Annotated in this window: 10 protein-coding genes; 3 read left to right on the forward strand and 7 right to left on the reverse strand. The window is 36.5% G+C overall.

Annotated features, from left to right (window positions below):
* The 5 genes from H4J67_RS09030 to H4J67_RS09050 all read right to left on the reverse strand — a co-directional run.
* Positions 1-1,534: VWA domain-containing protein (locus H4J67_RS09030; protein WP_182203515.1), on the reverse strand; the 1,534-nt coding region annotated here is incomplete at its 3' end.
* A 1-nt stretch (position 1,535) separates the two neighbouring features.
* Positions 1,536-2,534 (reverse strand): VWA domain-containing protein, encoded by a 999-nt coding sequence (locus tag H4J67_RS09035; RefSeq protein WP_182171112.1) that lies wholly within the window; start codon positions 2,532-2,534, stop codon positions 1,536-1,538.
* Positions 2,531-3,040 (reverse strand): DUF4381 domain-containing protein, encoded by a 510-nt coding sequence (locus H4J67_RS09040; RefSeq protein ID WP_182171115.1) that lies wholly within the window; start codon positions 3,038-3,040, stop codon positions 2,531-2,533. Before H4J67_RS09040 ends, H4J67_RS09035 begins: the two co-directional genes overlap by 4 nt.
* Entirely contained in the window at positions 3,028-4,056 is a 1,029-nt protein-coding gene (locus H4J67_RS09045) for a DUF58 domain-containing protein (protein WP_182203516.1), read from the reverse strand. The genes H4J67_RS09040 and H4J67_RS09045 overlap by 13 nt, the downstream gene beginning before the upstream one ends.
* A gap of 59 nt (positions 4,057-4,115) precedes the next feature.
* Positions 4,116-5,081 (reverse strand): MoxR family ATPase, encoded by a 966-nt coding sequence (locus H4J67_RS09050; protein WP_182171120.1) that lies wholly within the window; start codon positions 5,079-5,081, stop codon positions 4,116-4,118.
* A gap of 246 nt (positions 5,082-5,327) precedes the next feature.
* Between H4J67_RS09050 and fadI the strand changes: the two genes are divergently transcribed.
* The 3 genes from fadI (at position 5,328) to H4J67_RS09065 (ending at position 9,210) form a co-directional block, all read left to right on the forward strand.
* Complete coding sequence (fadI, locus tag H4J67_RS09055; RefSeq protein WP_182171123.1) at positions 5,328-6,635, forward strand: acetyl-CoA C-acyltransferase FadI; 1,308 nt, start codon at positions 5,328-5,330, stop codon at positions 6,633-6,635.
* A 59-nt stretch (positions 6,636-6,694) separates the two neighbouring features.
* On the forward strand, positions 6,695-8,839 hold the full coding sequence (gene fadJ / locus H4J67_RS09060) for a fatty acid oxidation complex subunit alpha FadJ (RefSeq protein WP_259368546.1): 2,145 nt from the start codon (positions 6,695-6,697) through the stop codon (positions 8,837-8,839).
* 170 nt (positions 8,840-9,009) lie between these two features.
* A complete protein-coding gene (locus tag H4J67_RS09065; RefSeq protein WP_182203518.1) occupies positions 9,010-9,210 on the forward strand; it encodes a hypothetical protein in 201 nt (66 codons plus the stop codon).
* Between the two features lie 227 nt (positions 9,211-9,437).
* Here H4J67_RS09065 and H4J67_RS09070 read toward each other — a convergent pair whose 3' ends face one another.
* On the reverse strand, positions 9,438-9,782 hold the full coding sequence (locus H4J67_RS09070; protein ID WP_182203520.1) for a DUF4097 family beta strand repeat-containing protein: 345 nt from the start codon (positions 9,780-9,782) through the stop codon (positions 9,438-9,440).
* A 178-nt stretch (positions 9,783-9,960) separates the two neighbouring features.
* Positions 9,961-14,544 carry an EAL domain-containing protein gene (locus tag H4J67_RS09075; RefSeq protein ID WP_182203521.1) on the reverse strand — a complete coding sequence of 1,528 codons (4,584 nt, stop codon included), beginning with the start codon at positions 14,542-14,544 and terminating at the stop codon, positions 9,961-9,963.
* Positions 14,545-14,797: the final 253 nt, after the last annotated feature.

Genomic DNA, 14,797 nt, shown 5'->3' on the forward strand with positions numbered 1-14,797 from the left:
CCTGATTTTCTTGCTTGTTTTGTTCTTGCTGCTCTTGATTTTTGTCGTTGTTTTCTTCGTTGTTCTGTTCTTGGTTTTCTTGTTGCTGCTCTTGTTGTTTTTTTAACTCTTCAAGGTAAGCTTTATTGGCTTTTGCATCTTGATGCTGCGGATCTTTTAATAACGCTTGTTCATACGCTTTAATTGCTTCATCAATACGTTTTAATTGCGCTAGAGAATTACCTTGGTTATACAGAGCTTCCGCAGTGTCTTGGCGTTGGAATGCCTTTAATGCTTGCTCGTAATTTCCTGAGCGATAATAAGAGCTCCCCTGCCAAAATGAATCCTCAAAACTAGTTGCGGCCTGCTCAAAAGCTTCATTGTTGAACTGTTGTTGTCCTTGTTGGTCTTTGGTTTGCCATAAATTTTTCCAAAAATTATCAGTTACCTGTTTATCTGGTACTGATTCTTTTGTTAGCACTGCATTGGGTTTTATTGTGCTTGGTAATGTTGTGCTTTGCGCATAGCTTTTATCAACGGGTGCCATTAATAATATTAATGGCACTATCGCTAATAAACGGCCTCGACGAAAGTAGGGTAATAACAAGGCTAAGACAAAAAATAATAGATAGGGACCAGCTTCTTGCCATTGATCACCCGTATTTGAAGATTCTTTTTGTTGTTGATCTTCAACATCACTGGGTTGTCGAAGTAACGCTTCAATATCACTATTATTGTTAGCAAGTGTTGCATAATAACCACTGCCTCTTTTTGCTGCGCCTTTTAAGGCCGATATTGATAATTTAGGGACGATAATAGAACCACTGTTATTTTTCATCAGTTCACCATTATTAAGCTTTATTGGTGCTCCAGCTGATGTGCCTATGCCTAAAATATTCAATCGATGATTATTGCTTCTACTCCAATCGGTGATGTCTTGTATATCATAATTATCGATACCATCAGTAAACCAATATATATCACCTTTACTATGACCAGCATTAACCAGCATATCGTGAGCGAGTGTTAGCGCCGCTAGAGGGTTACTGCCAAGTTCTGGCATTAATTCAGGGGACAAAGATGGTAATAACAATTTAATGTTATTAATGTCGTCTGTTAGAGGGCTAATCGTAAAAGCATCACCGGCATAGGCGATTAAGCCTATTCCACCTTCATTTAATTGTTCGAGTAAATCAATCGCTTTGTATCGCGATCTTGTTAATCGATTAGGCGCAATATCAGTAGCATACATAGAATACGACATGTCCATGATTAACACCGACCCGCGTGCTATTTGATAAACGGGTTGTGGCAATTTTTTCCACGTAGGCCCAGCTAAAGCAACAATTGCTAATAAACCTATGATAAAAGGGAAAGTAAGCGACAACTTCTGCAGGCTGTCTTGCTTATCAACCAATACGCTTGCTAAATGTTTTGGAAGTAATTGTTGCCAGCCAGATTGGCTCAACCGGTATTTTTTGAGGAGTTTTAATGCAAAAAATAAGGCGATGATAGCTAATAACCACCAAGGACGAATAAAGTGAAAGTCAGCCATTTTAATTATTCGCTCCTTTTAATGTGATAGTGGGTAGGTTCACCCAAATTAGATAAAAAAATGATAATAATAATGCTGTAGATAATGGCCAATAAAATAATGCCGTAAGGGGACGCATTTGTTGTTGGTCTTGCTCTATCGGTTCTAGTGCATCGAGTAATTGATATATCTCACTCATATCTTTACTGTCACGGGCTCGAAAATAATAACCACCCGTTTCGCTAGCCAATTGTTGCAATGACTCTTCATCTAATTCGCTAGATGGGTTAATGCGACGTTTACCAAAAATTGAATCTTGAATCATTACATCAGCGCCAATGCCTACTGAATAAATGGTAATATTTTTGGCGACTGCGAGTTCTAATGCTTGTTCTGGGGTTATTTTACCCGCCGTATTTTGACCATCAGTTAACAGTAATAACACACGATTTGATTGTTTTTTTGCATCAAAGCGTTTTACTGCCAAGGCAATAGCATCTCCAATTGCGGTTTGTTTACCGACTAAACCTAATACGGCTTCATCAAGCATCTGCTGCACTGTTTTTCTATCAAAGGTCATTGGTGTTTGCATATAGGCATCATCACCAAAGAGAATAAGACCTAAACGATCACCGGTGCGACGTTCAATGAACTCGCCTAATAACACTTTTAACATATCTAGGCGGTTAACGGTGCTGCCATTTATTTGCATGTCTTCAACTTGCATACTGCCAGACAGATCAACAGCTATCATCATTTCGCGCCCTTCGGTGGGTACATTTACTGCCTCACCGAGCCATTGCGGTTGACTGGCAGATAGAACAATTAAGCTCCAAATCAGTAAAAACAAAATACGTGGCGACTTTTTAGTTTTAGCTGAAAAACTTTGACTAGAGGCATTTTGAATTAATATTGGCATCTTTAATGCTGCCGCTTGGTTTTGATTCTTTGCTGGCAATAGATACATTAATAAGGGTATTGGCAGCGCTAACAATACCCAAGGTAGTAGTAGATTAATCATGATTGATTCTCATGTTTTGTTACCGAATTTTGCTTTTGTAACTGCGGTGGAAGCGCTTGACTGAGCCAAAGATGAGCGGCTTCCTTCAACGTTTCACTTTCTGAGTTTTTAGTGATTTGATATTTATGACTAAACTGCTGTTCAGATAAGGTTAGAAATCTTTCTTGATGCTTAACTGCTAAGGTATTCTTGAAAAAATCTTTTAATTGCTCACCATGTAACGAGGCAATTTCCTTTCGTGGAAAGTACTGAAATGCAGCCCATTTTAATAAAGTGATTATTTCGTCATTATTATCGGTGCTTTGAAGTTTTGATAATGCTAATTTTTTAGCATGAGATAATTTTCGGCTTCTTTGCCATTTTACAATAACGAAAACGAGCGCTATTAATATAGACGCAAGTAAGATCCACCAGCCATAAGCGAATGGGTAATTATGAACCTGCTCTGGTAAGTGAATATCTTTTAATTGAGCTAATTGCTCAGACGGTTTTTTCAACGCTTCCATGAGGCAACTCCGTCAGTTAATTGTTGCTCTAAAGTTTGACCTGATGAGAAGTGCAATACTCGAGCGCCGGCTTTCAGTAATAAGTCTTTTTTCAATTGAACTCGTTCATTGGCTTGTTGATGATAATTTTCAGTTGCCTTTTCATCACCAATTAATAATTGGTGTCGTGAGTTTCCATCGGTCACCGTAACGTTCATTTTATGTTTACTATTAGGTAAGTCGTGCTCAAGAGGATCACTTATCAAACAGACAACTAGTTCACAATGACGACTGATATGGGATAAGTGGCGGATAGTTTCTTGGCTAATATAATTACCATCGGTGATTAAATAAACCAAACTTCCTGGGCGAGCAAGTTGTCTTAGTCGTGCACAATTCTCTTCAAAAGCAGCATTGGCAGAATCATGCTGCTGCTCAATAGACAAATGTTCTAGGTGTTTTTGCTGTTCGATAGATAACGTATGCCGATGAGTTTCTACTAAACTGTGTAAATAATGAAGCACACCTTGTTTGCGACTGCGCGGTTTTAATTCACTATGTTTATGCTGATTAAAAACAATACCGCCGACTCTATCGCCTCGGCCTTTAGCATGCCAAGTCACTAATGCCGCTAGGTGTGCAGCTTGTACTGATTTAAATAAAAACTGACTACCAAACAACATTGAATTACTGAGGTCGGTTACTACGAGTACTGGACGTTCAACTTCTTCACGAAAAATTTTAGTATGGGTTTTACCTGTTCGTGCTGTTACCCGCCAATCGATGGCACGTATATCGTCACCATTTTGATAATGACGCACTTCGTCAAATTCCATACCTCGCCCTTTACTACGAGATAAGTAATTACCTGACATTTGGCCATGCTGACTTTTTCGCGCAGCGAGATCAATGAGTCTAGTTTTGTTTTGGTATTGAATTAATTCATCGATTGATAATTCAATACCATTACTTAAAACACTACTAAGCAGATTTGCAATGTCTTGCTGGTTTTTTTCTTTTTTTTGATTAAGCCACATAAATTTACTTACAAGATTGATCGTTCATTATTTAATGTTGTTAAAGCAATTGCTGCTATTTAAGCAACAGCGACTAAGCTTAGTAAGTGATCAAGAAGTTGATTACTGTTAATACCTTCAGCTTCAGCTTGGTAAGTCAGCAAAATGCGGTGACGTAATACATTATGGAATACGGCTTGTACATCTTCAGGGCTAACAAAATCACGGTTATGTAACCAAGCTCTAGCACGTGAACATCGGTCAAGTGCAATGGTTGCTCGGGGACTTGCGCCATAAGCGAGCCATTTTTTTAATTGGTCGTCATATTTTTCTGGAGTACGCGTCGCCATAATTAAATCAACAATATAATTTTCAATGGCCGGTGCCATATGAATTTCCATCACTTGGTCGCGAGCAGCAAAAATATCACTTTGCGATATTTCTTTTACCGGTTTTTTACTTTCTTTGTTATGTTGAAGTGCTTCACCGCGGTTGAGCTTTAAAATAGCTAATTCACTTACAGCATCAGGATAATCAATTTCAATGTGCATTAAAAAGCGATCCAATTGTGCTTCAGGAAGAGGGTAAGTACCTTCTTGTTCAATAGGATTCTGTGTTGCCATCACTAAGAATAAGTCAGGAAGAGGATAAGTATTGCGTCCAACCGTAATTTGTCCCTCTGCCATCGCCTCTAATAAAGCGGATTGTACTTTTGCTGGCGCGCGGTTGATTTCATCAGCGAGTACTAAATTTCTAAAAAGAGGACCTGGCTGAAAAACAAAAGTACCATCTTCAGGGCGATAAATATCTGTGCCGGTTAAATCAGCAGGTAATAAATCAGGGGTAAATTGCACGCGGTGAAAATCAGCTTCAATACCTTCAGCTAATGCATTTACGGCACGAGTTTTTGCTAAGCCGGGAGGACCTTCTACAATTAGGTGACCATTGGCAAGCAATGCAATAAGTAAATTTTCAACAAGGGCGTGTTGACCTATAATTTGTTGAGATAAGTATTCTTTTAAAGATGAAAAATGTTCAATTGCCATGCTAACTACCACTTACTTGTTTTTATTGTTAAACCTGAGGGTATATATATAAGGTTCAGGTACCATAAAACAAGGATTTTTTACAATTTGACATGATTTTTAACAATTTATTTTTGAATGAATAGCTCACGTTTTAGCTGGGAGTTGTATTTATTTCATTTGAGGTTAGAATAAAGCAATCAATAAGTGGTCAGACCTCTTGGTTTGAAGACGATAAAATTAGATATTACGATGGAAGGGTAAAACATGACAAAAATGAATTTAACGACTCGAAACGGAGAACGCATCGCTGTAGTGGCTGGGTTGCGAACACCTTTTGCAAAACAAGCCACTGCTTTTCATGGTGTACCAGCAGTAGATTTAGGAAAAATTGTCGTTAATGAATTGCTAAAAAAGCATGATATTGACCCTACTATTATAGATCAATTGGTTTTTGGCCAAGTGGTACAAATGCCTGAAGCGCCAAACATTGCCCGCGAAATTGTTTTGGGTACTGGCATGAATGTAAATACCGACGCCTATAGTGTCTCAAGAGCTTGTGCAACAAGCTTTCAATCAACGGTTAATGTAACAGAAGCTATTATGGCCGGTTATGTTGATGTGGGTATCGCTGGTGGTGCTGATTCTTCATCAGTTGCGCCTATTGGCGTGTCAAAAAAGTTTGCACGTATCTTACTTGATTTGAGTAAAGCTAGAAGCTTGGGGCAAAAAATATCACTTATTCGTCAGTTGGGCCTAAAAGATATTATGCCTGTTCCACCTGCTGTTGCTGAATACTCTACGGGTATATCGATGGGTCAGACTGCAGAGCAGATGGCAAAAACCCATAATATCTCTCGTGAAGCTCAAGATGAATTAGCGCACCGTTCGCATACTTTAGCCACAAAAAGTTGGCAAGAAGGTAAGTTAACCGGTGAGGTGATGACCGCCTACAGTGAACCTTATAAAAGCTTTATTGAAAAAGATAACTGTATTCGTGAGAACTCAGAACTTGCCAGTTATAAAAAATTACGTCCTTGTTTTGATAGAAAACACGGCACAGTGACTGCAGCAACAAGTACACCATTAACAGATGGTGCCTCTGCCATTATTTTAATGCGTGAAGGGCGTGCAAAAGAATTAGGTTATAAACCGCTTGGTTATATCAAAAGTTATGCTTTTGCTGCCATTGATGTTTGGCAAGATATGCTTATGGGGCCAAGTTATGCGACGCCATTAGCACTTAAGCGTGCAGGTATGGAATTAAAAGATTTAGATTTAATTGAAATGCATGAAGCCTTTGCAGCACAAGCGCTTGCTAATATGAAAATGTTTGCCAGTACAAAATTTGCCCGTGAGCAATTAGGTCAAGATAAAGCGATTGGCGATATTGATATGGCTAAATTTAACGTGATGGGTGGTTCGTTAGCTTATGGTCATCCTTTTGCAGCAACAGGTACTCGTTTAATTGTACAAACCCTTAATGAGTTAAATCGTCGAGGTGGAGGTACTGGGTTAACTACCGCATGTGCCGCTGGTGGTTTAGGCGCTGCAATGATAGTGGAGACTGACTAATGACTGCACCTAATAACACTCAAGCAAACGATGAAGCGCTTAAACAAGAGAGTAACAATATGAGTACGTTTACATTAATTCGCCAAGACAATGGTATTGCTCATTTAGTGATGGACGTGATTGGCGAATCCATGAATACCTTAAAAGCTGAGTTTTCTGAAGAAATTGATACGGTATTAAAAGAAATACGTAATGACAATACGATTAAAGGTGTTGTCTTAATCAGTGGCAAAAAAGATTCTTTTGTTGCTGGCGCAGATATTAATATGCTGGCGAGCTGTCAAAGTGCGAGTGAAGCAACGGCTCTTTCTCGCAATGGGCAAATGATTTTTGATCAAATTGAAAACCTCTCAATTCCTGTTGTTGCTGCTATTAATGGTGCTTGCCTAGGCGGCGGACTTGAACTTGCTATGGCGTGTCATGCTCGTATTTGTAGTGATAATGGCAAAACAGCCTTGGGTTTACCTGAAGTACAGTTAGGCTTATTACCGGGGAGCGGTGGTACGCAGCGTTTACCAAAATTGGTTGGTATTCAAAAAGCATTAGATATGATGCTAACTGGAAAACAATTACGCGCGAAACAAGCCTTGAAGATGGGCTTGGTTGTTGATGTTGTGCCAAACAGTATTTTAATTTCTGCTGCTGAAAACTTAGTGCTAGCGGCGCAAGGTAAAGCGAGTAAAATTAAAAAGAGTCAACGCAAAATCAGTGTTTTAGATAAGGCACTTGAAGGTAATGCGGTTGGCCGTAAAATAATTTTCAATCAGGCGACTAAATCTGTATTAGCTAAAACCAAAGGCAATTATCCTTCACCCCTCAAAATTATTGATAGTGTACGCATTGGTATCGAAAAATCATCGGTTAGTGGTTACCAAACTGAAGCTGATCATTTTGGTGAACTTGTTATGTCACCAGAATCAGCTCAATTAAGACAAATATTTTTTGCTACTACCGACATGAAAAAAGAGCAGGGCATCGAAGGTGTTAATGCTAAGCCGATTAGCCAAATTGGTGTTTTAGGTGGTGGCTTAATGGGCGGTGGTATTGCTTTTGTTAGTGCAACTAAAGCGAATGTTGATGTACGTATTAAAGATATTGCGCCGCAAGGTATCAGCCATGCGATGAAATATGGTTATGACATACTCAACAAAAAAGTTAAACGTCGCTTTATGTTGAAAAGTGAAATGCAAAAGCAATTGGCTAAAATTACGGGTTGTGTTGATTATAGCGGTTTTAAAAACGTTGATATGGTTATAGAAGCTGTTTTTGAAGACTTGTCATTAAAGCAAAAAATGGTTGATGACATGGAAAGTATTTGTGCTGAAGACACTATTTTTGCGAGTAATACCTCAAGTTTACCTATCGGACAAATAGCAGCAAAGGCTTTACGCCCCGAAAATGTCATTGGACTGCATTATTTTTCTCCGGTAGATAAAATGCCGTTAGCTGAAATTATTGCACATTCAAAAACCTCTGATCAAACTATTTCAACGACAGTTGCTTTTGCTAAAAAACAAGGTAAAACGCCGATAGTTGTTAAAGACAAAGCGGGTTTCTATGTTAATCGTATCTTAGCGCCTTATATGAATGAAGCCGCCTTATTATTACTCGAAGGCGAATCGATTGGTAAGTTAGATAAAGCACTGGTTAAGTTCGGCTTTCCCGTCGGACCGATACAATTACTAGATGAAGTCGGTATTGATATAGGCGCTAAAATTGGTCCTATTTTACAAGCTGAATTAGGCGAGCGATTTGCTGCACCAGAAGCATTTAATAAACTTATTGCTGATAAACGTTTAGGTAAAAAAGTGCAGAAAGGCTTTTACCTCTATAAAGATAAAAATGGTAAAAAAGTCACCAAAAAACTTGTTGATGAATCTGTCTATCCATTATTAAACATCATCATTAAAGATCAAAAAACAAATGATGAACTTGTCCAGCGCTGTGTTTTTATGATGTTGAATGAAGCTGCTAGGTGTTTAGATGAAGGTATTATTCGTAATGCTAGAGACGGTGATATCGGCGCTATCTTCGGTATCGGATTCCCACCATTTTTAGGTGGACCATTCCATTATATCGATACGTTAGGTGCAGAGGTAATTGTTAATAAGTTGAACCTGTGGAGCACTGAACTAGGCGAACGATTCAAGCCTTGTCAGGCATTAATTACCATGGCTGAAACCGGTAATAAATATTATCAGTAACAGGCAATGTTATGCCACCTCGGTGGCAATTTAACGAAAAAGAGGCCATTTAATGCCTCTTTTTTTATGCTTTTTACCCTTTAAAAATAAGTTGAATAAATACTCTAAATTAGTTATATTTTGCTTATAAAGTTTTAGCCATTCTTTTAGTCAGTTTAGCGGTAAATATTATGTTGTTATTTTTAGCGGTTGTCAGTGTTGTTTGTTCGATGTTCTTTTACTGCCAGGCATTACGAAGTGGTTTAGGTTTGAAACGTTGGGCCTGTGCAGGATTAGTTTTTGGGCCTTTCATTTGGCCAATGTTCTGTATGAAGAAACGAATGGAAATGAATAAGATGTTTGGCTTTAATACACTAATTTTAAAAGCTTAGAAGTTTTTAAAATTAATTTTTCTTTATCACTCTAGATAAAATAAGACAGCTACATTCCTTGTAGCAAACAGTGCCTTTCTTCAAACTAACCATTGATAATAGTGGTTCAATGATTATTACTTCCACCACTTACTGGCTGGCATTTCTTTAATTTCAATGCTAGCAGCAATAGGGTTTGCTTTAGTTGTTACAAATAGAGCTTTAAATAAGTTGATCATCTTGGACCCCTAGATACGAACGCCATTTAGATTACGACCTGTTAATTCCACATCAGATCTTGAATCATTGATGCGAACACCATTAAGATTACGACCTGTTAATTCAACATCCGATTTTGAATTATTGATGCGAACACCATTAAGATTACGACCTGTTAATTCAACATCCGATTTTGAATTATTGATGCGAACACCATTAAGATTACGACCTGTTAATTCAACATCTGATGTTGAATTATTGATGCGAACACCATTAAGGTTACGCCCTGTTTCAATCATATTTAATGAGTTGGTTTCTATAACAGGTAATGGTGAAACTGACATTGTCATTGATAAAATAAGTGAGCTAAGCATTCATATTTCCTTCATTAGTTTTTATTAATTTCATGAATGTTAAAGCATAGAGTGTGCCAAGAATTAAGAGCCTTACTTAATAAGGCTTTTAAAGGGGGGGGGGTAGTGTGATCGTATTTTTGTCAAAACTTTGTCAAAGGTAGTGCCGTTGTTTAGTCACTTTATTTACAAAGTGACATTAACGTGACGTTTTGCCAAAATCAGTCGATTTGTTAGTTATTTGGTGCGAGAGGAGATATTTCTGAAAGTGATTTTCTGGTAAGGGTTTACTATATAAATACCCCTGTAATTGCTCACAGCGTAAACCAGAGAGGAAGTTGAGCTGTTGATTGGTCTCAACTCCCTCTGCGACTACTTGCATGCCTAAGTTGTGCGCAATTGTCACTATAGTAGCAACCATGTTACGTCCTTGCTCAGACTCTTCAATATCATCAACAAAAGCTTTATCTATTTTTAAGGTATTAAGCGGAAACTTCTTTAAATAAGCGAGCGATGAGTAGCCAGTACCAAAATCATCTAACGACAAGTGAATACCCATAGCTCGAATTTGCAACATAATATCAATGGCTTTTTGGGGTGAGTCCATTACCGTACCTTCCGTTATTTCTAATTCAAGGTACTTAGCCGGTAATTGACTTTCTTTGAGAATGTCAGCAATCATGCCAACCAAATTAGGCTGGGTAAATTGCACCGCTGATAAATTGACCGCTACCCGACCACTAAATAGCCCGGCATCAACCCATTTTTTAGTTGCAAAACATGACTTTCTTAAAACCACTTCGCCAATGTCAATTATTTGGCCTGTTTCTTCCGAAATAGGGATAAAAGTTATTGGGCTAATGATGCCTTTTTTAGGGGTTTCGAAACGCACTAAGGCTTCCATACCGGCCACTTTACCGGTAGAAATTTCAATCTTAGGTTGATAGAAGACTGAGAAGGAATCTTCTTTTAAACCATGGCGTATTAAGCTTTCTACTTGTAAACGCTTAACAGCAGCTTTGTTCATCGAGTCACTAAAGAACTGATACTTATTACCACCATTATTTTTAGCATGGTACATGGCCGTATCTGCGTTTTTAAGAAGCTCTTGTGGTGATATACCATCTTCAGGATAAAGTACAATACCTAAGCTACTAAAAAGAACCACTTCTTGATTTCTCAGTTTCAGTGGCTGGGCAATGGTCGTTAGCACATCTTTAGCAATACTGGTGATTGTATGGATATCGTTGGTGTTTTCAATAATAATACTAAATTCGTCACCACCTAAGCGGTAAACCGTATCTTGCTTTCTGCCAACAGCTTGCATTCTCTTTGCTACTTGGCATAGAAGTACGTCTCCTACTTCGTGTCCCATAGAGTCATTAATCTTTTTAAAATTATCTAAATCAAAAACCAGTAGAGCATGAGGGGCTTTTTTATTAACTAGCAGAGTTAAATTAGCTTGAAAATATGAACGATTAGGAAGGCCTGTTAAGGTATCACTATTGGCGAGTTTTCGCAGTTCTGCTTCAGTTTCTTTGCGTTTAGTTATATCAGAAAACACACCAACAAAATGAGAAATACTTTTATTCTCATCAAGTATCACATCGATATTTAGGTCGGTTAAATACTCTTCGCCATTATCACGTTTACTTTCGATTTCATCGTGCCAACTTCCTTTGGTTATTAAGTGCTTTTTTACATCTTTGGTGAAACTTTTTGGGTATTGGGCAAAATCTAACGTTATACCAAGCATCTCTTTACGCGTTTTTTGGGTGATGCGTTGGTAAGATTTATTGACATCAACAATATTAAAAGCACGATCGTATATAACAACCGCATCAGAAATATTTTCAATACACTTGGCAAATAACTTTAAACGTTCGTCAGCTTTTTTTATGCGACTTATATCTTTTAAAGTACCTGTCATACGGGTTGGGGTGCCTTTTTCATCGCGTTCAACTATTTTCCCACGGTCAAGCACCCATATCCATTTATCATCTTTATTTTTAACGCGATAGGTTGCTTCAAAATGGTCAGTGTCGTTATCAAAATGGTCATTTATCGCGTCACGAACACGCGCAATATCGTGTTCATTAATGTTAGTCTTATCTGCACCTACGTTGCGTTTACCATCTTGCGGAAATTCTAAAATCCCCCAAATATTTGAACGATAAATTTTTCCAGTTACTATATTCCAATCCCACATCTCATCGCCACTTCCCCATAAGGAAAGTTTCAAACGTTCTTCACTTTTTTGAATTTGTAAGTGAAATAAACGCTTATGGCGTATTTGCTGAACAAAATAAGCAATGACTAATAAGATAAGTAAGGCATAAATACTAATGGCACCTTTTGATAACCACCAAGGAGCTAGTATATGGATATTTAAGGTACTCTTTTTACTTGGAACGGTATCTAGCAAATCATAGGCTTCAACTTCAAAGATATAGTCACCTGCACTAAGGTTAGTGTAAGTTGCTCTATGGTTGTTTTTTCCTGCATAAATCCATTTTTTTTCTAAATTTAATAAGCGATAGCGATAGGACAATTGATTTATGTGTTTGGAATTTGGGGAAATAAATTCAAGGCTAAATGGGGATTGTTTATGTTCAAGAGTGAGTTTTGTTAATTGGCTTAACTTACTGGGTAAAGTGTAGCTATTAGATAAACGACTTTGCTTACTTTCTATATTGATTTTTTTGTTTGCTATGAATAAATCAATAAAAATAGGTTTATTTAATTCTTGATCTATTCCTAATATTTTAGTTGGAAATATTTTATGGAAACCATTATTTCCACCAAAATATATATCTTGATTAGATGTTATTATTGATGAATTCCAGATGAATTCATTATCTAATAAATGAAGGTCTTTACTAAAGTTTTTAATCGTTTTACTAATTGGTGAGATAACACTAATTGCTCCATTTGTTGATAGCCAAGCATTATCCTTTGTATCTAGTTCCACTGAATATATTAAGTTGTTTTCTAACCCATTACTTTTATTAAAGTGAATAGACGACTTTTTATTTTTATCATATAGTGAAATACCTTGTTCAGAGCTTAACCATACCCAATTATTTGAAACTTTAATATTGGTAACTTCTATAGCTGGTAAATCTTCAATGTTTGCGACTGTCTTGTATGAAAATTCTTTTGATGATAGATCTAAAGAAATTAATTTATTGTTAGTAGTTAGTGTCCATAGAGTATTTTTTTTATCAATATGAATAGCTTTAAATTGGCCACTATCTTTATATTTGATTCTAGAAAATTTGTGAGTCTCAATATGGAAATTAGTTAATAGTCCTTGCTTGTCGATAAACCAGATGTAGTTATTGTGTACTTGAAATGCGTAACTCCTATCGTATTTAGCGTTGTCCCAACTATCTATTTTTTTTGTTTTATTGCTTTCAATATCGTATAAAAAAAGTTTTTCTGAAAAGGTATCCAACCAGATGTTATTATTACTGTCAGCTTGGATTTGAACTATATATTCATTTGATAATTTAATTTTAGAGACTGTTTTATGTTTATCATCTATATAATTTAATCCCGTATTATCAGAATAATACCAAAGTTTTTCATCTTGAGTTTCTGTAAATGAAACTATTGAAGGTTCGCTATTTCCTGAAATATAATGCTGAAAATATTTACTATCCTCTACAAAAAAACTAATTCCCTTACCTTTTGTTCCTATCCACAGGTTATTAGAACGGTCTTTGGTAATTGTAAAAATTGTTTCTTTTAATGATTTCGAGGTATTTATTGAGTGTTGATGAAAACTAATTTCACCTGTGCGTAAATCAACTGTATTTAAGCCATTTTCGGTTCCAAACCAAACTGTATTTTCGTTTAACTGAACAATACTTCGAACCTTATTTGAAACAATTTTATTTACCGGATGATCTACATTATAGCGACTAACTAAATTATAGTTTTTATCTATTACATAAACGCCGAGATCGGTCGCTAACCAATATTCTTTATTGATTTCCTTTATATCAAATAATGAATTAGCCTCAATGGTTATATGCCATTTGTTGTTTGTTTTTTGAAGGGAACCGGAGTAGTTGCGATCTAGATTTACTAAATATATCCCCTTGTCATAACTACCGAACCAATAATTACCATTATCATCTTGATACATGGTTTTTATTTCTTTGATATTATTATTAAGCCCATGAACGGTTATATGTGAAAATTTTCCTCCATCAACGTACTTTTGAATACCATTTGTTGTAGATATCCAAATAGTTCCTTTTTTATCTTGATAGATATCCCAAACCTTATCGTCTTTTAATGACTCATTATTACCTTCTTGATGATAATAATTTTCAAAATTATCAAGTAGTACATTATATTTACTTAAACCTTTCTGGGTACCAACCCATAGCACCCCATCTTTATCAATAAATACTTTACGGATAAAGTTATTGGCAATCGAATTGGGGTTTTCTAAATTTTTACGATAATGTACGAAGTTTTTTCCATCATATCTATTGAGGCCATCTTCTGTCGCTATCCATATAAAACCATCGAGATCTTGAGCAATATCAAAGACGTTATTTTGGCTTAAGCCCTCAGTGGTTAATAAATGCTTGAATTTTAAAGCGGCTTGGCTGGATAGTGAGGTGTTTTCTGCAATAAGGTTTTCTGTTGTTGTTTGTTCAGCCAAAGCACTTTGGGTACCAAATATTAACGCGAGAGTGAGTAAGCATAAAATGCGGAATAACTGTTGGAATTTTATCAGATGAGTTTTTGGAAAAAAATTAAACACAAATACAACCTTGGATAGAAGCTTCAATTAGGCTTATTTACACCACTCACTAATATAAAATAGAAGAAAAATATTTATAATGAATTGTTGGACCGTTTGAACGGTATAAATTAAGCAAGCAATTTTATTATTTTTGTTATTTATATTGCATCAAGCCACATTACAAATCATGGCTAGAGTTAAGTCAACTTATTTACCCTTATATGGATAAGATACTCAGATAAATTAATATCAATAGCCCTAATATTTTATC

This window comes from Colwellia sp. BRX10-4 (genome assembly GCF_014077465.1).
Lineage (GTDB): Bacteria > Pseudomonadota > Gammaproteobacteria > Enterobacterales > Alteromonadaceae > Colwellia_A.